The following is a 20,720-nucleotide window of genomic DNA, read 5'->3' on the forward strand; positions in this document are numbered from 1 at the left end:
TGATGAAAGTGTTGCCCATCCCGCGGCCGCAAAACGGCGCGCCGTATCTCCCAATTTACGCATAACATGGTAAACAAGCGGTTATGGCAAGGGGCAAGGTGCTTTTTGCATCTCGCAAGCCGCTGGATTTGAAGCGATTTGCGATTTTTACTGCTGAAACCTCGCCCGGCGAAGCCTTGAAGGCGACGTCGCATGCGCGCAGGCGGGTTTCGCAATCCGCCGTGAATCAGGCGTCGGCCAGGATGCGGTGGATTTTCGGCTGCTGCGCTTCGGCGACCGGAAGCGTGATGACGGCCCGCCACGCATAACCCCGGGCGATTTCCTCGAATTCGAGATTGCCGTCAAAACGGCCGGCCATATTGGCGAGGACGTAACGGAGATTGGCGCGGGGTGTGACGTGAAAGCGGGTGAGCCAGGCTTGCAGAAGGGTGCGGAACCACTTCGGCAATTGTTCCTGCTGGCCGAAATCGACGATATGCAGTGAGCCGCCGGGTTTCAGCGCCGTGAGCGCCTGTTCGATCGCCTTTTCCCAATCCGGTATCATCGACAGCGCATAGGGGATCATGACGCGGTCGAAGCCGTCGGGTTGGCCGAATTCCGAGGCGCGGAAGGCAGTGGCATCTGCCACGCGCAGAATGGGGCGTTCCGCCTTGCCGGCGAAATTTTCGGCTGCGGTCAGCAGCATTTCGGCGGAAATGTCGAGGCCGAACAGTTTCGCCTGTGGAAATTTGCGGCTGGCCAGCAACAGGTTGCGGCCGGTGCCGCAGCCAACTTCCAGCAAGGTGCCACCTTTCGGCACGTCGAGGCCCGAAATGGTTCTGTCGCGGCCGAGGAGGTAATATTTGCGGGTGATATCGTAGATATGCCGCTGGTGGCGATACATGCGGTCCATCAGGCTCGCATGCGCGCTGTCTGCAAGGCCCACATTCTCGCCGATGGTTTTCATGCCATAGCCCTCTGGTAGATATGGAAGCCGCCGTAGATGGCCGAGCGGTCCATGGCGTTGAGCGCGGTGGAACGCTCTTCGAGATAGACCCACTGGTTGCGGATGTCAGGCGAAAGCCGGCCTTCGATGACGCTCTTTTCGGCGGCGGTGCGGAAGATGACGCGCGCGCCGGATGCCGCGGTGCGGCTGATCTGCGACCATAGTTCGTTGAGCTGTGTGTCCGTCATCCAGTCCTGCGCATCGAGGAGAATATAGCGGTCGACGGCGCTTGCCGGCTTTTTGGAGAGAAGCTCGGTATAGGTGGCGTGGTGCACGGCGACTCGTGCGGTGTTGTTGCGGATCGTTTCGTAATATTCCGACTTGAGATAGGCGGGCAGGGCACCCTCATGCGGTTCGGGATAACGGCGCGCGAAGGCTTGCCAGGCGAAATAATTGTCGCTGAGCGGGAAGTTGCAGGCGAGCTTTTCCAGCCGCTCCTTGAGCACGGAGGCAACCGTGCCATCGGCGGAAAGGCTGGCCAGCTCGTCATATTGGCGCGGCGGAATGCCAAGGCCGAACAGCGAGCTTTTGCGCTTCGTCAGCCAGCGCACCACCGGCTTGTCGAAAAGGGGCGCGACCTTGCTGTCGAAAAACTGGCGCTGTTCGTCCAGTGTGCGGGTCTTGGCCATCTCGGTGAGTTTCACGCCGTGCAGCCGGGCCATGAGATGGCCGGCGCCGATGAAGCGGCCGAGCAGGCCGGTGCGATAGATGTTCCTGTCGAACACCGAGATGCGTCGGCGGCCGGAAAGGGTGCGCTTCGACCAGTATGCCTTGGTCGTGGCGTCGAGATGCTCGGCTATGAAACGGTCGTAACCGATGCTGTTGCTGCGGTGGTTGGCGCGGCCGAAGTGGCGCACCACGTCCTGATGGGCGGGCAGATGGCGGAAGGCGGCGAGCTTCAGCTTGTTCAGCGCAATGTGGTGCGGGTTGAGATCCACGACATCGATGCTGGCCGGATTGCGGGAGAGGTAGGCCAGCATGTTGCAGCCGCCCGAGCCGATGGTGACGATGCGGTGGCCTTCGCCAAGCTCCATCGCCTCCATGTCGATTTCCGGGTCTTCCCATATCTGCGGATAGACGAGGCCGGAAAAGAGGACGCCGAAGAACCGCTCGGACAGACCGCTTTTGGAGAGTGCCTTGTGCTGGAGCAATGCAGACTTCAGTTTCGTGTTCTTGCTGAAGCCGGTCTTGGGTGCCGCACTCGTCATATGTTCACCTCTCAGTCGATTGAGAGGCGTCTACAGCCGTCACACTACAGTTTGATGACAGGGGCTGTGGGTGAAAACAATGAGACGAAAAGACGCTGTGAAACTATCGGCGTCTAAGCTGCCACGAATCCAGACTGCATTCCCAATGCAGCCGGAGGCCATCACTTGCGCAGAACGTGCAGCATGCCCTTGCGCTTGGCGTCGTAGTAATAACCGCGCGCATAAAGCCGGACCGCGTTATCGCGGTCGTTGCCCGCCACAACCCATGCGCCGCGCAGATATTTGACGGCGTATTTGAGGTTGGTTTCGGCATCGAACAGGCCAGAGGCGGGGCCATCGAAGCCCATGGAGCGGGCCGTGGCATGCCTGATCTGCATCAGGCCGAAATTGCCGCTGCTATAGGCGCCGGGATTATACATGCTTTCACGCCGCACCACGCGGTGAACCAGATCTTCCGGCACATCATACATGGTGGCGTATTTGGTAATAAGGCCGCTGAGCTTTTCGCGTCCGACCGGGGCCGCCATCGATTCGTTCTGACGGATAGCGGCAAGCGCGGCGTTGGTCGGGCCGGCGGCATAGGCCAGAACCGTGCTGTCCGGCTTTGGCAGCGGAATGACTTTGCGTTCGGCCGTCAGTTCGGTGCCAATGGAGGGTGAGCCGGGTGGCGGCGGCGCGGGCGGGAAGCTGCCCTTGACGGCAACCACCTGCGGCAGATCGGCGGCGGCATCGTGGACGGCCGGTTTCGCCGCCATGTCAGCCGTTTCGATGGCTGCGGCCGCCGGATTGGCGTTTGTCGGTGCGAGTGCCGTGGCCGTGGTCGGCGCAGATGTCGTCACACTCGCTTGGGCGACGTCGTTCTGCATCGGTTGCGTCTGGCCGGCGATGGCTGCGGCGATTTCAGAAGCCGGCGGCAGCGCCACGCGTCCGCCCTTGACGGCGACGGCGGTGGGAAGTGCTGCAGACTGGGAAGAGGTTGGGGTTTCGGCGGTCTTCACCGTTGCTGCTTCGGCCGTTGCCGGCTGCGCCGATGTTTGCGCAGGAGTGGTCGCGGGATTGACTGTCGCGATCTTCGGGCCGTTCGGCCCTTCCTTTGCGGTATATTCGACGCTGGTGCATGCGCTCAATGCCAGTGCCAGTCCCACGGTGGAAGAGAGAAGAAGTGCACTTCTTCCGCGGAATTTTCCCGAATTTCGCATGTTGCCGCCTTCGTTATGCCTGTCTTTCGATACCCCCGCGTCGAGCGAAGCAGGCAGTGTCCCGTCGAGCCTTCATTAACCTATTGTAAGGATAGCGGCAAGCCGGGAGGCCGCTCCCGGCTTTCGGGCGGTTTTTCAGGCGGCGATGCGCCTGTATCCGGCGCTGACGGCGCGGCCGGAAATAAAGTGGGTACGGTATTTCGTCCGGATTTTTTTATCGCCCGACATACGGCGCACCATCGCCAGAGTAGGCCCGGCAAACAGCGCCTGCGCGGTCAGAATCACCAACGCCTGAAGAAGAATGGCGGCCTGCGCCATGGCGAGCGTTTCAATTGTATTGCTGGAAGTGGACACGAATTGCGGCAACAGCGCCAGAAAGAAAGCGAAGTAGCGCGGGCGCAGGGCGGCAATGGCGTAACAATCGCGGAAAATGCCGCTCCAGGATTTGCCGGGCAGATTGTCATTATCGGCATTGGCGGCCTGGGCGGCAGGCGTGGCGAAGGTCCACAGGAGAAACAACATCAGCCAGCCGATACCGGCCCATTGCACGATTTCCACGAATGATTGCGGCAGATAGACGAGACCGGCCACCGGAATGGCGGAAATCGTCATGGCCGTGACGATGCCGAGCGCGCCGCCGCTGACGGAGGCGAAGACCGTCTTTTTGCCGCGAGTGGCGGAATAGGAGGCGACAGAGAATACAAGGGGAGAGGGGAGTGCGAACACAACGGCACATGCTGCACAAAAAATCAGCCAGGCCTGTCCAGACATTCTCTTCCTCCTTGCCCTCCCTGTCGCCGTATTATTTTAGCCTATCGTAAAATCAGGCCGCTGTGAACGGCTGACCGACGTGTTCCATCACTTCGGTAAACCATTTTGCAGAGAGGTCGAAATGCTTTCCGCCCTTGATACGCGGAAACTCGATGGTCCGCAATTTGCCATTCTTGTCTTCATCATGGCCGGTGACGCCGGAGACCTTGTTGAGCGCGCTTTCGACTGCGAGATCGACCATGCCCTGAATGAGGCGCAGGTCGTCGCCATTGGCGGCGGCGGAGCGGGCGAAATAGCCCGATTTCTGCACCATGGAGCGTTCCGCACCGATGAGGCTGGCGAACTGCTTCTGGAACCAGCCGCCGACATTGATGGTGTCGATCTTCACATGGCCGAAAGCGTCGCGCTTGACAGCCTCGCCGGAGGCTTCGCGTTCGGCGACGATGGAATCGAGGCCCGCACCTTCGGAAACGAACAGCGTGACATAACCGTTCCTGTCCATGATTTCCTTCAGTCGCTCGGCTTCCGCCTCGATGTCGAAGGCCATTTCCGGCAGGTAGATGCCGTCGATGTTCTTCATCTGCGTGTTCATCATCAGGCCTTCGACATACTCATTGCCGCGGGTCTTCTGGATATAAGCGCGGGCGGTGGCGGCCGTCAGCCAGCCGCAATGGCGGCCCATGACTTCGTGGATGACAAATGTCTTCGGCGCAGCGCTCTGTTCGTTGCTGACATTGTCGAAGAAGGAAGCGCCGACTTCGGCAGCCGTCCAGGCGCCGAGCGACTGCTTGATCGGCACCACGTCGTTATCCACCGTCTTCGGCAGGCCGACAACGGTGAGGTCATAGCCGTTAGCGCCAAGATAGGCGGCGAGATCGGCCGCTGTCGTGTTGGTGTCGTCGCCGCCGATCGTGTGGAGAATGGTGACACCGTCAGCCGCCAGCCGGTCAGCGGCGACGCGCAGCGGATTGTCGCCTTCCTTGACCAGACCGCGCTTGGCGCAATCGGCGGCATTGGTGAGTTTCACACGGCTGTTGCCGATCGGCGAGCCGCCGTAGCGGTGGAGCAGATGCGCCTTTTCCCGCATATCCTTGGTGATCTCGATGCGGTCACGCAGAAGCACGCCCTGATAACCGGAGCGGTAAGCGATGATGTCGATCTCGGGCGCGATGTCGCTGTAACGCTCGATCAGGCCGCCCACGGCCGAAGAGAGACAGGGCGCAAGGCCACCCGCGGTCAGCATTGCGACTTTCTGTTTGGCCATCATGGCTCTCCTTTTCACATATACCCAAAGACATGTCTGGCAAATGGATGCGACAGCCGCGTGTTGGTGTAAAGTGAATTTATGAAGAAGAACGCCGATTTCTCGCGGTTTTTCAGCAGCTTGAGCAAAGTGGCGTAATATAATCGTTTCAATCGGCATCGCCGGCGGACGGCTATCCGCCCTCTGTGGAAAACTATGGTTCCGTCGTCTGCCGTACTCTTGTTCCTGAAGCAAAACTGTCGCAAAGATGAATAAAAGTTAATGCCGCCGGCCCGCTAGACATATTGCATTCGCGGCAATATCCCGTCATGCTTGTTGCATGATGTTCGATTTCGCCTGTCTGCAAATTTCATCCCTGTGGGAACGGCTGCTCGGCGCAATCGGCGACGCGGCAGGCGGTGCGCTCGGGCGCGTGGTGGAAGCCATCCGCACCCTTTTCGAAGGTGATCCGGAAACCCGCCGCAAGGTTTCCTTTTCCGTGGCCATCATCGCGCTCTCCGCCAAGATGGCGAAGGCCGACGGTGTCGTCAACGACGCGGAAGTGCGCGCCTTCCGGCAAATCTTCGATTTTCCGGAAGAAGAAGCCAAGAACGTCGCCCGTCTTTATAATCTCGCCCGCCAGGACGTTGCCGGTTACGAGGCCTATGCGGAGCGGCTTGCTGGTCTTTGCGGCTCCGGGCACGCCAATTGCGAGATGCTGGAAAGCGTCATCGACGGCCTGTTCCACATCGCCAAGGCCGATGGGCTGATACACGAGCGGGAGCTGGCCTTCCTCGGCCGGATCGCGGAAATCTTCCGTATCACCGAAGATCACTTCGAAACGATCATGGCGCGGCATGTGCATATGGATGGGCGCGATCCCTACCGCGTGCTCGGCGTTTCGCCTTCGGACGATTTTCTGGATATCCGCAAGCGGTACCGAACGCTGGTTGCCGAGCACCATCCCGACAAGCTCATCGCCCGCGGCGTTCCCATGGAATTGCACGCGGCCGCGAATGAGCGTATGGCGGCTCTCAACGCCGCTTATGCGGCCATCGAGAAAGAACGCCGCGTCGCATGAGTGAATGTCTGCCGGATTTTACCCCGGATTTCGGGGGCGCAACCGTTGCGCCTTCGCCTAACCATGGCGAAAGGCTGGGTGTGGCCGGTCCCGATATTATCCTGTTGCATTATACCGGCATGACGACGGCCGACGGCGCACTGTCGTGGCTCTGCAATCCCGAAAGCCAGGTCTCAAGCCATTATTTTGTCTTCGAGGATGGGCGCGTTATCCAGCTCGTGCCGGAAACACGCCGTGCCTGGCATGCGGGCAAAAGCACCTGGGCGGGGGATGAAGACATCAATTCCCGCTCCATCGGTATCGAGATTGCCAATCAGGGCCATCCAGGTGGCCTGCCGGAATTTCCGGAAAAACAGGTGGAAGCCGTCATCGAATTGTGTCGCGATTGCGGCCAGCGCTGGTCTATCGCCCCTGAAAGGGTGCTGGCGCATTCGGATGTTGCACCGATCCGCAAGGTCGATCCGGGTGAAAAATTTCCGTGGGACATCCTGTCGCAGCACGGTGTCGGCCATTGGGTGGAGCCTGCTCCGATCCGTGGCGGTCGCTTTTTTCAGCGCGGCGACCATGGCCAACCGGTCGAAGCGCTGCAGTCGATGCTGTCTATTTATGGTTACGGCGTTGAAATCACAGGCGCTTATTGCGAAAAAACCGAAGGCGCCGTGGCTGCTTTCCAGCGGCATTTCCGCCCCGCTTTGGTGGATGGTATCGCGGATTTCTCCACCATCGACACGCTGCACCGGCTGATCGCCAGCCTGCGGAGATTTTCGGGCGCGTAATCGCCAATTCTGGAAAAGCATTCCCACTTTTCCAGCGTGTTCAAGTCGCTTTTTTTCTTGTGCCACAGTTAATCCGCATTGAGGAAGTTTAAGAACGTCACTGTATGCGGTGTCGTTCTTCAGGGGAACTTACCGTCAATATCAATCAAGGAGACCGGACAGCGGAAGGTCGAGATCGACTTCCCGGGCACAGACTATTTGTGTCGCTTCATTGGTCCGGTCATCCGATCTGGAGACTTTTTCTACATATGAACAGGGTTGTTGTTGCTGTCGTGGCGAGCGTTGTTATGCTTGCTTCGCAGGGGGGGATTGCTTTTGCCAAAGACGAGGACGTCAAGACCAAAACCGTGACGCTGGAGACCTTCTTCCGCAAGCCCGGTTATCCCATTCCGGAAAAAAACCTACCTTCCTCTCTCAAGAACGGCTATTCCGATCTGATCGTCAAATATGCCAAGCGTTACGGCGTTCCCACCAACCTGGCGCATGCCGTGGTTTCGGTGGAAAGCAAGTTCAACCCCAAGGCCCGCGGTAGCGCAGGCGAGGTCGGGCTGATGCAGATCAAGCCGGCAACGGCGCGGATGATGGGCTATCGCGGCACGACCAAAGCGCTCTACGATCCCGAGACCAATATTCGCTGGGGCATGCAATATCTGGCGACGGCGCATCAGCTTGGCGGCGGTCAGGTGTGCGGCACGATCCTGCGTTACAATGCCGGCCATGGCGCCACCCGCATGAACCCGGTCTCCAAGCGTTATTGCGGCAAGGTGCAGGCGTTGCTGGCCGGCTGAGGCCGGTTTGCATTGCTTGTTAAATTGCGAAAAGCGATTCCGGTTCGGCCCGGCATGCTGTAGTCAGAAGCAAAGCTGATACGGAGCATGACATGCCGGATTTCAAATATATCGTGGTCGGGGCCGGGATGATGGGAGCGGCCGCGGCGCGGCATCTTTCGGCGCAGGTGGATGGCGTGGCGCTGATCGGACCGGGCGAACCTGCTGATCGCAAGACGCATCAGGGTGTGTTTTCAAGTCATTACGATGAAGCACGAATCACGCGTGGTTTTGATGGCGATCCGGTCTGGGCGGAACTCGCGCAGCGCTCCATCCGCCGTTATGCGGAGATCGAGGCGAAAAGCGGAATCCGCTTTTTCACGGAAGCGGGCTGCCTGTTCACCGGAAACGGCAAGGGGCTTGCGGGGGACTATGTGTCGCGCGCGCTCATCTCGGCCGACCGTCTCGGTCTCGGCGTAGAGACACTCGGCACTGATGCGCTGGCTGGCCGGTTTCCGATGTTCTCCCTGCCGGTCGATCACAGCGGTTATTTCGAGGCGCAATCCGCCGGCCACATCAATCCGCGCGCTCTGGTGAAGGCGCAATGCACGATTGCCGCCGCACAGGGCGCGCGGCTTGTGCGCCACACGGCGGCGCATATTCGCGATACTTCCCATGGCGTGGAGGTTTCGACCCGCGACGGGGCCGTCCATACCGCTGAAAAGGTCATCGTGGCGGCCGGTGGTTTCACCAACATGGCGGAACTTCTGCCTTCTCCCGTCGATATGGCGGCCACGGGCCGCACCATCGTCTTTTTCGAACTGGATGAGGCGCGGCATGCGCTGTTCGGCGCGATGCCCTCCACCATCGTGCTCGCGGAAACAGAGGACGACATCGTCTATATCCTGCCGCCGGTGCGTTATCCCGATGGCAAGGTCTATCTGAAGATCGGCCGGGAGAGCGAGAAGGGCAGGCTTGAAACGCTCACCGAAGCGGTAGACTGGTTCCACTCGGACGGTACGCCAGGTGAGGTGGAGTTTCTGAAAAAGCGGGCGCTGTCCCTGATGCCGGAGCTTGCCGGCTGCCCCGTGACCTCCGGCTCCTGTGTCGCCTCCATTACCCGTAGCGGCTATCCCTATATAGGCTATACGCAATCCTCCAATATCGCGGTTCTGACCGGCGGCAATTTCGTCTCCGCCAAGTCTTCGGACGAGATCGGACGGCTGGGTGCACAGCTGCTGCTCAATGGTCAGCTCACGGAGGATGAATTTGCTGCCGAAATGTCGCCGGTTTTTGTCTGACAATCCACCGGGAAGCCGCTAAAAGAATGCGGCTGAGCGGAACGGGTAAAGAGGGTGGTATGTCGGGACATTTCAATTACATCGTCGTCGGTCGCGGCATGATGGGTGCGGCCGCCGCCCGTCATCTGGCGGAAACGGTGGACGGCGTGGCGCTGATCGGTCCCGGTGAGCCTGCCGATATAAAATCGCATCAAGGCGTCTTCGCCAGCCATTACGATGAAGCGCGGATTACCCGTACCATCGATGGCGATGCCGACTGGGCGTTGCTCGCTAACCGTTCCATCGCACGTTATGCCGATATTGCCACACGCAGCGGTGTCGAGTTTTACGCGCCGGTCGGTTGCCTTATGGTGGGACCTGAACGGGGCGGCGCCAATACCTTTGTCGATGATGTTCTCAAGGCGGCGGCTCGGCTCGGGGTTTCCACGGAACTGCTGGATGACCAGAGCCTGAAAAGCCGCTTTTCCTATTTCTCTTTCGAACAGGGTTGCGAAGGCGTGTTCGAGAGCAACAATGCCGGATACGTCAATCCACGGGCGTTGGTGAAGGCGCAAACTATTCTCGCGGAAAAGGCAGGTGTCACGCTTATCGACGATATCGTCGTTTCGACGCGGGAAGAGGGTGGCCGGGCATCGGTTCAGACGGCTTCGGGCGCGGTTTATACTGCAGACCGGGTGCTGGTGGCGGCCGGTGGCTTCTCGATTACCAGGGATTTGCTGCCTCAGCCGGTCGGGCTTGATGTCTATGCCCGTACCGTCGCTTTCTTCGAGATTAATGAGAGCGATCTGGAGCAGTATGCGGACATGCCGTCGCTGATCTATGAGCCGCGCGACACCACAAAACATATCTACCTGCTGCCGCCGGTGCGTTATCCCGATGGCAAATTCTATCTGAAGATCGGCGGCGATCCCGACGATAAGAGGGTCGGCAGCGACCCGGAAATCCGGGAATGGTTCCGCTCCGGCGGACGCGAAAGCGTGCGTGATCATCTATCGGCGATTGTCGGGTCGCTTGTGCCTTCCATCGATCTCTCGCGTGTCTCGATGGCCGCCTGCGTGGTCTCCAAAACGCAAAGCGGTTATCCGGCCATTGGCTTTGCCGCCTCGCCGAAGATTGCGGTTCTGACCGGCGGTAACGGCACGGCGGCAAAAAGTTCCGATGAGATCGGGCGGCTCGGTGCTCTGCTGCTGCGGAATGGCCAAATCGACGACGGCGCCTTCTCGACGGATTTCAAACCCGCATTTCTTTGATCCTGACCGTCGCTTTTCGGTGGCTTTCGCTGCGGAACATGGTTATGCAGCCCAAGCCAGTTGGCTGGGCAGCCGCGCTTTACCAATGTCGAAAGACGGTAAGGTGAGGAAAGTCCGGGCTCCACGGAAATACGGTGCCGGATAACGTCCGGCGGGGGCGACCCCAGGGAAAGTGCCACAGAGAGCAAACCGCCATGCACCCGCATGGTAAGGGTGAAAGGGTGGGGTAAGAGCCCACCGCGCTTCTGGTAACAGCGGCGGCAAGGTAAACCCCACCGGGAGCAAGACCGAATAGGGATGACACGGGATGGGTGAAAGCCCGTTCACAGCCGGTTTCCGGGCCCGTCATCCGGGTGGGTTGCGCGAGGCGGCATGCAAATGCCGTCCCAGATGAATGGCTGCCACGTTCCGGGTCAAACCGGGGCCATACAGAACCCGGCTTACAGGCCAACTGGCGAATTTTCCTTTTCCGTCTTCGACGTGAAGCTTCTAAAAAATCTCATCATCATATTGTTTTTCAATCGGAAAATTATCGGTTTAAGGCAACTTTTGTGACGGTAAACTGCCGTCTTCGCGCACAAAGTAAACCATTCGTTAAACTTAACGGCTTATGAATTTCCGATGCGAAGTCGGTATCGTGCCGGCTTCATCCCATTGACGCCCATAGTGTCCCATGGTATCCCAAATGCACACCACATTGGGTCGTGTTTTTGACCCGCAATCGCTGAAACGTTTGAGGAGCCTACAAGGGGCTGCTGCAGGACATGTCGCCCTGGCGCTTGGCGATGTGTCGTGCGTACCGGTGTCGGCTGCGGAGCGGATGGATCGCTTTGGGGCATGCGGTTTTGGCGAGTTGAGTAATGGACCGCTTTTTATCGAACGTGACGAACAGGATCGACGCCAAGGGGCGCGTTTCGGTTCCGTCTCCGTTTCGTTCGGTGCTGGTGAAGCGCGGCATTCAGGAGCTTTATTGTCTCCAGGATTTCGCCTTTCCGGCAATCAGCGTCGGCGGTCCGGATCTGCTGGAGCGCTACGAGCGGCAGATCGCGTCCATGGATGCCTTCTCGCCGCAGGCAAACGCGATGTCGCTGCTGGTTCACGGCGGCGGTGTTTTCATGAAGCTCGACCAGGAAGGTCGATTGATGGTGACGGATTTTGTGCGGGAATTTACCGGCATCTCTACCGAGGTCACCTTCGTCGGGCGGGCGGATCATTTTCAGCTTTGGCAACCGGATGCGTTTTTGGCGGCGCAGGCGGAAGCAAGAGCGGGGCGCGGTTTTTCGGCTGCTCGCCCCGCCTAGGACGGGGACAGTCAATGGCGGCGAATTCTGGCGGACGATCTTCTGATGCCGATGGCGGACCTCAGCGCCATATTCCTGTGCTGCTTCGCGAAGTCATCACCGCGCTTGAGCCCGCCCCCGGCAAGGTCATTCTGGATGGCACTTTCGGTGCCGGCGGCTACACCCAGGCCATTCTCGATCAGGGTGCAAATGTCATCGCGCTGGACCGCGATCCAACGGCTATCGCCGGCGGCCAGGCGATGGTTGCAGTCAATGGCGGCAGGCTTTCGCTCATCCAATCGCAATTTTCCGATCTCGCAAAACATGCGCCGGAGGGTGGGCTTGATGGCGTCGTTCTCGATATCGGCGTGTCCTCCATGCAGATCGACGAAGCAGAGCGCGGTTTTTCGTTCCAGAAGAACGGCCCTCTCGACATGCGCATGTCCGCTTCCGGCGTTTCGGCGGCCGATGTCGTCAACCGTGCGAAGGTTGGCGATCTCATTCGCATCTTCGGTTTTCTCGGTGAGGAAAAGCAGCCGGGTCGCATTGCCCGCGCCATCGAGAAGAAGCGGGCGGAAGAGCCGTTCCGCACCACCCGCGATCTGGCGGGCCTGATCGAGATCGTCACGCCACGGAAAGCCAAAGACAAGATTCACCCGGCAACGCGGGTGTTCCAGGCGCTGCGCGTCTTCGTCAATGACGAGCTGGGCGAGCTGGCGCAGGCCTTGTTTGCCGCCGAGCAGGTTCTGAAGCCCGGCGGCCGGCTGGTCGTCGTCACCTTCCATTCTTTGGAAGACCGTATAGTCAAAAAATTCTTCTCCGACCGTTCGGGCAAGGCCGCCGGCTCCCGGCATCTGCCGATGGTGGAGGACAAGCCCGCCATTTTCGAGAATATCGGGAAGCCGATGATCGCTGCCAGCGACGAGGAGGCGGAGCTTAATCCGCGGGCCCGTTCGGCCAAGCTTCGCGCTGGCCTGCGCACCACGGCACCGGCGCGTGCTGCAGATTTCTCGATTTTCGAGCTTCCCGATCTCGCCAGCCTTGAAAAGATGGGAGGCTGATATGCTGCGCACTTTCGATGTCATCTTGATGGGGGTCATGGTCGCTGCGGCGGTCGTGACCTATTCGATCAAGCACAAGGCCGATCTGAAGCTTGAAGAGGTCCGCAAGCTGGAGGCCGAAATCAAGCTTGAGAAAGATACGATCGATCTCCTGCGGGCCGACTGGGCGCTGCTGACGCAGCCGAACCGTTTGCACCGGCTCGTGAATGCCTATCAGGACGAACTTGGTCTTTCGCCGACGCTGCCGACGCAATTGGCGCAGCCGCGTGAACTGCCGATGCTGCGCTCGCAATTGCCGCAGCCGCCCGAGCCTGAAGGAATGAGCGTCGAGGATGTCATCGCTGCCGCTGTCAACGGCTCGAAGCCGGGGGCAACGCTGGGTGGCGCTTCCAAGCCCAAATCGCCGCCCGCGGGCCAGATTGCCGTCAACGGCGTTCCGGTGCCCACGCCCCGTGCCCGCGTTTCACGTCCGGCGCCGGCGCCTGTGCCGGTCGCTTCCGCCGCCGGCGATGAATCCGGCGATATGGATGAAACCATAACAGGATCGGTGAACCGCTGATGTCTTTTCTCTCCCGCGTCATGGTTTTGAAGAGCAAGGCTCATTTTTCCGCCAGCACCACCGGTATCCATACCGACCATGCGGCGTTTGAGGGTGCCCGCAAGAGGCGCGCGGCCCAGGCGAAAAGCCGCGTCGGCCTTCTCATTTTTGGTTTCGTCGCTTTTTACGCCGTCGTCGGCGGCCGTCTCGTGCAATATGGCATGGCGGAACAGGAAACGGTATCGAGCATCGCGCCTGCAGACCGGCTGATGGCGTCGCGTCCCGATCTTCTCGACCGCAACGGCGAGGTGCTGGCCACCGATATTCGCACCGTCTCGCTTTTCGCCGAGCCGCACCGCATCGTCGATATCGACGAGGCCATCGAGAAGCTGCGCACCGTCCTGCCGGATCTCGACCAGCGCAGCACCTATCAGAAGCTTACCTCCAACTCGCGTTTCCAGTGGCTGCGCCGCCAACTGACGCCGAAGCAGCAGAGCCAGATCCTGGCGCTCGGCATTCCCGGCATCGGCTTCCGCCCGGAAAAGCGCCGCTTTTATCCCGGTGGGCCGACTGCCGCCCATGTTGTCGGACACGTCAACATCGACAATCGCGGCGTTGCCGGCATGGAACGTTACGTCGATAGCCAGGGTCTGGCCGATCTGACGGCGCTCGGCATGACCAGCGACCAGCCGCTGGAGCCGGTGAAGCTTTCGATCGATCTGCGCGTGCAGTCCATCGTGCGTGAAGTTGTAACCGCCGCCATTGCCAAATTTCGTGCGATCGGCGCAGGTGCTGTGGTTCTGGATGTGCATACTGGCGAGGTTCTCGCCATGGCCTCCGTGCCGGACTACGATCCGAACAACCCGGCCGAAGGCGCCAAGGAAGGCTGGCTCAACCGCATGTCGAACGGCACGTTCGAAATGGGTTCCACCTTCAAGTCCTTCACCATTGCCATGGGCCTCGATTCGGGCCGCGTCCATCTCGGCGACACTTTCGATGCGCGTTATCCGATCCGCATCGGCGGCTTCACCATCAAGGACTTCCACGGCAAGGGCCGCATGCTCTCGGTGCCGGAAATCTTCCAGTATTCGTCCAACATCGGTACGGCGAAAATCGCCGACACTGTTGGCACCGAAGGCCACAAGGAATTCCTGACGCGGCTTGGTCTTCTCACCCGCATGCAGACCGAACTGCCAGAAGTGGCGATGCCGTCGCAGCCGCGCGAATGGAAGAAGATCAACTCCATCACCATTTCCTTCGGCCATGGCGTTTCCACGACGCCGTTGCAGACGGCGGTTGCCGGTGCGGCACTCGTCAATGGCGGTAAACTGATCGAACCGACCTTCCTCCCGCGCACCCGTGAACAGGCGGATCAGGTGGCAAAGCAGGTGTTGAAGCCTGGCGCCAGCAAGGATATGCGCTTCCTCTTCGAATGGAACGGCGTCAACGGTTCCGGCCGCAATGCGCGTGTCGATGGTTTCAACGTCGGCGGCAAGACCGGCACGGCCGACAAGGTCGTCAACGGTCGTTACGTGCACGACAAGAACTTCAACGCCTTCCTGTCGGCCTTTCCAATGGACGATCCGCAATATGTCGTGCTGTCGTTCATCGACGAGCCGAAGACGGACAAGGGCAATGGCGCAGCACTTGCCGGCACGTCCGCAGCGCCCATGGTGCACGATATCATCAGCCGCACGGCGGCGGTGCTGGGCGTGAAGCCGAAATTCGGCAAGGATGGCTCGGCCTTGCTCGTGTCTTATTGATTGTTAGCTTATGATGTTCCGGCGATTCGCGCCGGGGGGACAAGACGGACACAGTCGATGAATTTGCGAGATATATCCGGAAATGCGTTTCCGGAATTGAAAGAATTGCTCCTGTCTGAGATCGGGGCGATTGAAATCGGGGGGATCACCGCAGACAGCCGCAAGGCTGCGCCCGGCAACCTGTTCGTGGCGGTTTCTGGCACCAAGGCCGATGGTACGACCTATGTGAAAGACGCGGTTGCCAAGGGGGCCGTTGCCGTTGTTTCCGGGCACGCGGTGGAAGCCGACGTGCCGGTTCTGGTCGTCACCGACCCACGCCTTTACCTCTCCCATGCCGCTTCCCGCTTTTATGGAAAACAGCCGAAAATAATGGTCGCCGTTACCGGCACCGCAGGAAAGACCTCGGTTGCTTCCTTTGTACGGCAAATCTGGGCTTTCGCCGGCCATGCCGCAGCCCAGATCGGCACGACCGGCGTCATTGCTCCTGGCCGCGAGGATTACGGCGCGCTGACGACGCCCGATCCGGTGACGCTGCATGCGCTTCTGGCCGAGCTTGCGAGCGAAGGCGTGACCCATGCGGCGATGGAAGCTTCCAGCCACGGTCTTGACCAGCGCCGCCTTGATGGCGTCCACCTTTCTGCCGCCGGCTTCACCAATCTTGGCCGCGATCACATGGACTACCATCCGACCATCGAGGACTATATGGCCGCGAAGATGCGGCTCTTCGATACGTTGATGGAAAAGAGCGCTCCTGCGGTGATCTTCGCTGACGACCCATGGTCGGACAAGGCGATCCGGGCAGCGCAGGAAGCAGGTCTCGATGTTCGCACCGTCGGTCGCAACGGCCAGTATCTGACGCTGAAGCGCGTCGAGCACTTCCGTCACAAGCAGATGATCGAAGTGCATCATGACGGTGTCATCTACGAAGTCGATATCCCGCTGGCGGGTGATTTCCAGGTGGCCAATGCGCTTGTTGCCGCCGGTCTTGCCATGTCCACGGGTGTTCCCGCCGCAACGGCGCTGAAGGCGCTTGAAAAGCTGATCGGCGCCGCCGGTCGTTTGGAACTCGTGGGCCAGACGAAAAACGGTGCGCTTGCCTATGTGGATTACGCTCATAAGCCCGATGCGCTGGAGAACGTGCTGACTTCGGTGCGGCCCTTCACCTCCGGCCGCATCATCACCGTTTTCGGCTGCGGCGGCGACCGCGACAAGGGCAAGCGCCCGATCATGGGCGAGGTTGCGACCCGTCTTTCCGACATCGTCATCGTCACGGACGACAATCCGCGCTCGGAAGATGCCGCGACGATCCGTTCGGAAGTCATGGCGGCAGCGCCCGGCGCATTGGAAATCGGCGACAGGGCCGACGCTATCCGCCATGCGGTGTCGCTGCTTTCGCATGGCGACACGCTGATCGTCGCAGGCAAGGGGCATGAAGAAGGGCAGATCGTCGGCTCCGTGACGCTGCCGTTTTCCGATCATGAACAGGTGCGCGCTGCACTGGCAGGGCTGGAAGGATCGAAGATTTGAGCTGGTTATGGACAGTCGCCGACATGATCGCCATCACGGCAGGACGCCCCGTGGGCAACCTGCCGACCGGAATCACCGGCATTTCCATTGACAGCCGGACCGTCAAGGCGGGCGAAGCGTTCTTCGCCATCAAGGGTGATCGTGTCGACGGTCACGACTATACAAGTTTCGCGGTTGCGAACGGGGCGGGACTTCTGGTCGTTGCCGAAGCCAAGCTGCCGGCGCTCGGCCGTTTGACTGTGCCGATGATCGTGGTGGAAGATGTGCTTGCAGCCCTTGGCAAGCTTGCCATCGCAGCGCGTGAAAGAACGTCGGCGCGCATCATCGCGGTGACCGGTTCGGTCGGCAAGACCACGACGAAGGAAATGCTGCGGCAGGCGCTCGCGCCGTCGGGCCGGGTGCATGCGGCGGTGGCGTCCTTCAACAACCATTGGGGCGTGCCGCTGACGTTGGCGCGCATGCCAGCGGACACGGAGTTCGGCGTGTTCGAAATCGGCATGAACCATTCCGGCGAAATCCGGCCGCTGGTGAAGACGGTGCGCCCGCATGTGGCGATCATCACGACCATCGCACCGGCCCATCTCGGCAATTTCAAGAACATCGAAGAGATCGCCGCCGCCAAGGCGGAGATTTTCGAGGGTCTGGAGGAGGGCGGCTCCGTCATCCTCAACCGTGATAACGCCCAGTTCGAGCAGCTTGAAGAGGCGGCGCAGGAGCAGGGTATCGAACATATCCTCACCTTCGGCCAGCACGCCAAAGCGGATTTCCGCCTCGCCGATTTCGAGAGCACGACGACCGGTTCGACGATCTGGGCGATTCTCAATGGTGAAACCAGCGAGCTGCATCTCAACATTCCCGGCCGGCATATTGCAGACAATGCGATGGCGGTGCTTGGCGCCGTGGCCGTCACCGGCGCAAATCTCGACCGCGCCTTTGAGGCGCTGGGAACGCTTGAGGCCGTGAAGGGGCGCGGTCAGCGTCACCACCTTCAGATCAACGGCGGCTCCTTCCTGCTGATCGATGAAAGCTATAACGCCAATCCCGCCTCCATGCGGGCGTCGATTGCCGTGCTGGCAGAAACGCCGACGCAGGGCCACGGCCGTCGCGTTGCTGTTTTAGGCGACATGCTGGAGATGGGCGAATTTTCGGCACAGCTGCATGAGGAACTGGCTGGGCCATTGCTTGCGGCAGGCATCGAACATGTGTGGCTCGCGGGTGAAGCGATGGCGGCGCTGCGTGATGCGCTGCCCGACAGCGTCACCGTCATCTGGTTCCCGACAACCGCTGAACTCACCGATTTTGCCCTGCAATGGGTGCAACCGGGAGACGCGCTGATGGTAAAATCATCACTTGGGCTTGGTTTCGGCAAGATTGTCGCCGCCCTGCTTGACAAGTATCCGGCATTCCCCGAGACGGAACGCCAAGTCTGAAATAGCCTTTTGAAAGGGCAATTATGCTGATCTGGCTCGTCGAACTGTCGGATAAAATTCAAATCTTCAACCTGTTCCGGTACATCACCTTCCGGGCAGGCGCGGCGATGTTCACCTCTGCGTTGATCGTCTTCCTGTTTGGACCGGCCATCATCAACTCGCTGCGCGTGCGTCAGGGCAAGGGCCAGCCGATCCGCGCCGACGGACCGCAGACGCATTTCAAGAAAGCGGGCACGCCGACCATGGGCGGCTTGATGATCCTTGCCGGTATTCTCGGCGGTTCGCTGCTCTGGGGCGACCTCTCCAACGTCTATGTCGTTGCCGTTTTGATGGTGACGCTCGGTTTCGGAGCCATCGGCTTCTACGACGATTATCTCAAGGTCACGAAACAGAGCGACAAGGGCTTTTCCGGCAAGGCACGTCTCGGCATCGAATTCCTGATCGCGGCGATTGCCGTGTTCTTCATGATGAAGATGGCGCTCGCTTCCGCGCCCCATGGCGGCACGCTCGGCAGCTCCATCGCCTTTCCTTTCTTCAAGGAATTCGTGATCAATCTCGGTTATTTCTTCGTGCTGTTCGGTGCTTTCGTCATCGTCGGCGCGGGCAATGCGGTGAACCTGACCGATGGTCTCGATGGGCTTGCCATTGTGCCGGTCATGATCGCGGCCGCCACCTTCGGCGTGATCGCCTATCTCGCTGGTAACGCGGTTTTCGCCAATTACCTGCAGATCAACTTCGTGCCCGGCACGGGTGAACTCGCCGTCATCGTCGGCGCGGTCATCGGCGCGGGTCTCGGCTTCCTGTGGTTTAATGCGCCGCCCGCGGCCATCTTCATGGGCGATACGGGGTCGCTCGCGCTTGGCGGCCTCATCGGCTCCATTGCCGTCGCCACCAAGCACGAGATCGTCATGGTCATCGTCGGCGGTCTCTTCGTCATGGAAACCCTGTCTGTGATCATCCAGGTCTTCTGGTTCAAGCGCACCGGCAGGCGTGTCTTCCTGATGGCGCCGATCCATCACCATTTTGAGAAAAAGGGCTGGACGGAAAGCCAGGTGGTCATCCGTTTCTGGATCATCTCCGTTGGCCTTGCGCTGCTCGGCCTCGCTACCCTGAAGCTGAGGTGAGCGATGATCGCGGTCACGTCGTTCAAAGGTAAGAAGGTCGCGCTCTTCGGGCTTGGCGGTTCGGGTCTTGTCACAGCCCGGGCGCTGGTGGCCGGCGGGGCGGATGTCGTTGCTTTCGACGACAATCCCGACAGCGTCGCCAAAGCTGAGGCCGAGGGCATCGCGACGGCGGATCTTCGGACGATAGACTGGGCTTCATGTTCCTCCTTCGTGCTCGCGCCCGGCGTGCCCTTGACGCATCCGAAGCCACACTGGTCAGTCGATCTTGCGAAAGCTGCCGGCGTTGAGATCATCGGTGATATCGAGCTATTCGTCCGTGAGCGTCGCGCTCATGCGCCGGATTGCCCCTTCATCGCGATTACCGGGACCAACGGCAAGTCGACCACGACAGCGCTGATCGCGCATATCCTGAAATCCGCGGGCCGCGATACGCAACTCGGCGGCAATATCGGCACGGCGGTGCTGAGCCTCGATCCGCCGAAGGCGCAGCGCTTCTACGTTGTCGAGTGCTCGTCCTACCAGATTGACCTGGCACCCACGATCAATCCGAGTGCCGGCATTCTTCTCAATCTCACCCCTGATCATCTCGACCGGCACGGCACGATGCAGCACTATGCCGACGTCAAGGAACGGCTGGTTGCCGGCAGCGGCACTGCCATCGTCGGTGTTGACGACAGCTATTCGACACTGATTGCCGACCGTATCGAGCGTGCCGGTGTGAAGGTCGAGCGCATTTCCAAGCGCAATGTCGTTTCCGAAGGTCTTTATGCCGAAGGCAGCCGGATTCTGCGGGCGCATGGTGGCAAGTCCTCGCTGCTGGTCGATCTCGACGATATCCAGACGCTACGCGGCAGTCACAATGCCCAGAATGCGGCGGCGGCAATTGCAGCCTGCCTTGCAGTCGGTGTTTCCGAAGATGACGTTCGCGCTGGTCTCAACTCTTTCCCCGGCCTCAAGCATCGGATGCAGCCGGTTGGCCGGCGTGGCAATGTCACCTTCGTCAATGATAGCAAAGCCACCAATGCCGATGCGGCGGCACCTGCACTTTCGAGTTTCGATCGCATCTACTGGATCGCCGGCGGTCTGCCCAAGGCGGGCGGCATCACCAGCCTTTCGCCGCTCTTCCCGCGCATCGCCAAGGCCTATCTGATCGGCGAGGCGGCGGCGGAATTTGCAGCGACGCTCGGCGAAGCGGTGCCCTATGAAATATCCGGCACGCTGGACAAGGCCGTCGAGCATGCCGCAGCAGATGCGGAAAAAGATGCGACGGCCGGCAATGTCGTGATGTTATCCCCGGCTTGCGCAAGCTTCGATCAATATAAGAACTTTGAAATCAGAGGCGATTCGTTCGTCGCGCAGGTCGCGGCGCTCGATGGCATGACGATGCTCGTTCACTCTGGAAAAGGGGGCTGAAGG

18 protein-coding genes and 1 other RNA gene are annotated in these 20,720 nt (G+C 60.2%); 14 read left to right on the forward strand and 5 right to left on the reverse strand.

What is annotated here, in order from left to right; all coding sequences use genetic code 11:
* Window positions 1–226: 226 nt before the first annotated feature.
* From AGR1_RS02695 to AGR1_RS02715, 5 genes are all read right to left on the reverse strand, one after another.
* Window positions 227–946 carry a class I SAM-dependent methyltransferase gene (locus tag AGR1_RS02695; protein ID WP_162927323.1) on the reverse strand — a complete coding sequence of 240 codons (720 nt, stop codon included), beginning with the start codon at window positions 944–946 and terminating at the stop codon, window positions 227–229.
* On the reverse strand, window positions 943–2,193 hold the full coding sequence (locus AGR1_RS02700) for a DUF3419 family protein (RefSeq protein WP_080790303.1): 1,251 nt from the start codon (window positions 2,191–2,193) through the stop codon (window positions 943–945). Before AGR1_RS02700 ends, AGR1_RS02695 begins: the two co-directional genes overlap by 4 nt.
* 161 nt (window positions 2,194–2,354) lie before the next feature.
* Entirely contained in the window at window positions 2,355–3,392 is a 1,038-nt protein-coding gene (locus AGR1_RS02705; RefSeq protein WP_149146111.1) for a lytic transglycosylase domain-containing protein, read from the reverse strand.
* Window positions 3,393–3,527: 135 nt separating this feature from the next.
* Window positions 3,528–4,163, reverse strand: coding sequence for a LysE family translocator (locus tag AGR1_RS02710; protein WP_149146112.1), 636 nt, complete (start codon window positions 4,161–4,163; stop codon window positions 3,528–3,530).
* A gap of 52 nt (window positions 4,164–4,215) precedes the next feature.
* A complete protein-coding gene (locus tag AGR1_RS02715; RefSeq protein ID WP_149146113.1) occupies window positions 4,216–5,427 on the reverse strand; it encodes a pyrophosphate--fructose-6-phosphate 1-phosphotransferase in 1,212 nt (403 codons plus the stop codon).
* Window positions 5,428–5,746: 319 nt separating this feature from the next.
* On the opposite strand from AGR1_RS02715, the gene AGR1_RS02720 reads away from it, so the two are divergent.
* The 14 genes from AGR1_RS02720 to murD all read left to right on the forward strand — a co-directional run bounded on the left by AGR1_RS02720 (window position 5,747) and on the right by murD (window position 20,717).
* A complete protein-coding gene (locus AGR1_RS02720; protein WP_004430712.1) occupies window positions 5,747–6,487 on the forward strand; it encodes a DnaJ family molecular chaperone in 741 nt (246 codons plus the stop codon).
* Complete coding sequence (locus AGR1_RS02725) at window positions 6,484–7,263, forward strand: N-acetylmuramoyl-L-alanine amidase (protein ID WP_149146114.1); 780 nt, start codon at window positions 6,484–6,486, stop codon at window positions 7,261–7,263. The genes AGR1_RS02720 and AGR1_RS02725 overlap by 4 nt, the downstream gene beginning before the upstream one ends.
* A 248-nt stretch (window positions 7,264–7,511) precedes the next feature.
* Window positions 7,512–8,051 carry a transglycosylase SLT domain-containing protein gene (locus AGR1_RS02730; protein WP_149146115.1) on the forward strand — a complete coding sequence of 180 codons (540 nt, stop codon included), beginning with the start codon at window positions 7,512–7,514 and terminating at the stop codon, window positions 8,049–8,051.
* A 92-nt stretch (window positions 8,052–8,143) separates the two neighbouring features.
* A complete protein-coding gene (locus tag AGR1_RS02735; protein WP_149146116.1) occupies window positions 8,144–9,331 on the forward strand; it encodes an FAD-dependent oxidoreductase in 1,188 nt (395 codons plus the stop codon).
* A gap of 59 nt (window positions 9,332–9,390) precedes the next feature.
* Window positions 9,391–10,581, forward strand: coding sequence for an FAD-binding oxidoreductase (locus AGR1_RS02740; protein ID WP_080790308.1), 1,191 nt, complete (start codon window positions 9,391–9,393; stop codon window positions 10,579–10,581).
* A gap of 56 nt (window positions 10,582–10,637) precedes the next feature.
* Window positions 10,638–11,040, forward strand: an RNA gene (rnpB, locus tag AGR1_RS02745) — RNase P RNA component class A.
* A gap of 401 nt (window positions 11,041–11,441) precedes the next feature.
* Window positions 11,442–11,882 carry a division/cell wall cluster transcriptional repressor MraZ gene (gene mraZ / locus AGR1_RS02750; RefSeq protein ID WP_077981666.1) on the forward strand — a complete coding sequence of 147 codons (441 nt, stop codon included), beginning with the start codon at window positions 11,442–11,444 and terminating at the stop codon, window positions 11,880–11,882.
* A gap of 14 nt (window positions 11,883–11,896) precedes the next feature.
* Window positions 11,897–12,922, forward strand: coding sequence for a 16S rRNA (cytosine(1402)-N(4))-methyltransferase RsmH (gene rsmH / locus AGR1_RS02755; RefSeq protein ID WP_149146117.1), 1,026 nt, complete (start codon window positions 11,897–11,899; stop codon window positions 12,920–12,922).
* A gap of 1 nt (window position 12,923) precedes the next feature.
* Window positions 12,924–13,481 (forward strand): hypothetical protein, encoded by a 558-nt coding sequence (locus tag AGR1_RS02760; RefSeq protein ID WP_077981668.1) that lies wholly within the window; start codon window positions 12,924–12,926, stop codon window positions 13,479–13,481.
* Window positions 13,481–15,223 (forward strand): penicillin-binding protein 2, encoded by a 1,743-nt coding sequence (locus tag AGR1_RS02765; RefSeq protein WP_080790310.1) that lies wholly within the window; start codon window positions 13,481–13,483, stop codon window positions 15,221–15,223. Before AGR1_RS02760 ends, AGR1_RS02765 begins: the two co-directional genes overlap by 1 nt.
* Before the next feature lie 57 nt (window positions 15,224–15,280).
* On the forward strand, window positions 15,281–16,750 hold the full coding sequence (locus AGR1_RS02770; protein WP_149146118.1) for a UDP-N-acetylmuramoyl-L-alanyl-D-glutamate--2,6-diaminopimelate ligase: 1,470 nt from the start codon (window positions 15,281–15,283) through the stop codon (window positions 16,748–16,750).
* A complete protein-coding gene (locus AGR1_RS02775) occupies window positions 16,747–18,180 on the forward strand; it encodes a UDP-N-acetylmuramoylalanyl-D-glutamyl-2,6-diaminopimelate--D-alanyl-D-alanine ligase (RefSeq protein ID WP_149146119.1) in 1,434 nt (477 codons plus the stop codon). Before AGR1_RS02770 ends, AGR1_RS02775 begins: the two co-directional genes overlap by 4 nt.
* A gap of 23 nt (window positions 18,181–18,203) precedes the next feature.
* Window positions 18,204–19,304, forward strand: a complete 1,101-nt coding sequence (mraY, locus tag AGR1_RS02780) for a phospho-N-acetylmuramoyl-pentapeptide-transferase (RefSeq protein WP_003522196.1) — start codon at window positions 18,204–18,206, stop codon at window positions 19,302–19,304.
* 3 nt (window positions 19,305–19,307) lie between these two features.
* Window positions 19,308–20,717, forward strand: coding sequence for a UDP-N-acetylmuramoyl-L-alanine--D-glutamate ligase (gene murD, locus AGR1_RS02785; RefSeq protein WP_149146120.1), 1,410 nt, complete (start codon window positions 19,308–19,310; stop codon window positions 20,715–20,717).
* Window positions 20,718–20,720 lie beyond the last annotated feature (3 nt).

Origin of the sequence: Agrobacterium sp. B1(2019), assembly GCF_008274755.1 — a bacterium.
Classification (GTDB): domain Bacteria; phylum Pseudomonadota; class Alphaproteobacteria; order Rhizobiales; family Rhizobiaceae; genus Agrobacterium; species Agrobacterium salinitolerans.

Coding starts and splice junctions, on each gene's coding strand:
- AGR1_RS02695 (WP_162927323.1), bottom strand. CDS start 946: ATGAAAACCATCGGCGAGAATGTGGGCCTTGCAGACAGCGCGCATGCG.
- AGR1_RS02700 (WP_080790303.1), bottom strand. CDS start 2,193: ATGACGAGTGCGGCACCCAAGACCGGCTTCAGCAAGAACACGAAACTG.
- AGR1_RS02705 (WP_149146111.1), bottom strand. CDS start 3,392: ATGCGAAATTCGGGAAAATTCCGCGGAAGAAGTGCACTTCTTCTCTCT.
- AGR1_RS02710 (WP_149146112.1), bottom strand. CDS start 4,163: ATGTCTGGACAGGCCTGGCTGATTTTTTGTGCAGCATGTGCCGTTGTG.
- AGR1_RS02715 (WP_149146113.1), bottom strand. CDS start 5,427: ATGGCCAAACAGAAAGTCGCAATGCTGACCGCGGGTGGCCTTGCGCCC.
- AGR1_RS02720 (WP_004430712.1), top strand. CDS start 5,747: ATGATGTTCGATTTCGCCTGTCTGCAAATTTCATCCCTGTGGGAACGG.
- AGR1_RS02725 (WP_149146114.1), top strand. CDS start 6,484: ATGAGTGAATGTCTGCCGGATTTTACCCCGGATTTCGGGGGCGCAACC.
- AGR1_RS02730 (WP_149146115.1), top strand. CDS start 7,512: ATGAACAGGGTTGTTGTTGCTGTCGTGGCGAGCGTTGTTATGCTTGCT.
- AGR1_RS02735 (WP_149146116.1), top strand. CDS start 8,144: ATGCCGGATTTCAAATATATCGTGGTCGGGGCCGGGATGATGGGAGCG.
- AGR1_RS02740 (WP_080790308.1), top strand. CDS start 9,391: ATGTCGGGACATTTCAATTACATCGTCGTCGGTCGCGGCATGATGGGT.
- mraZ (WP_077981666.1), top strand. CDS start 11,442: ATGGACCGCTTTTTATCGAACGTGACGAACAGGATCGACGCCAAGGGG.
- rsmH (WP_149146117.1), top strand. CDS start 11,897: ATGGCGGCGAATTCTGGCGGACGATCTTCTGATGCCGATGGCGGACCT.
- AGR1_RS02760 (WP_077981668.1), top strand. CDS start 12,924: ATGCTGCGCACTTTCGATGTCATCTTGATGGGGGTCATGGTCGCTGCG.
- AGR1_RS02765 (WP_080790310.1), top strand. CDS start 13,481: ATGTCTTTTCTCTCCCGCGTCATGGTTTTGAAGAGCAAGGCTCATTTT.
- AGR1_RS02770 (WP_149146118.1), top strand. CDS start 15,281: ATGAATTTGCGAGATATATCCGGAAATGCGTTTCCGGAATTGAAAGAA.
- mraY (WP_003522196.1), top strand. CDS start 18,204: ATGCTGATCTGGCTCGTCGAACTGTCGGATAAAATTCAAATCTTCAAC.
- murD (WP_149146120.1), top strand. CDS start 19,308: ATGATCGCGGTCACGTCGTTCAAAGGTAAGAAGGTCGCGCTCTTCGGG.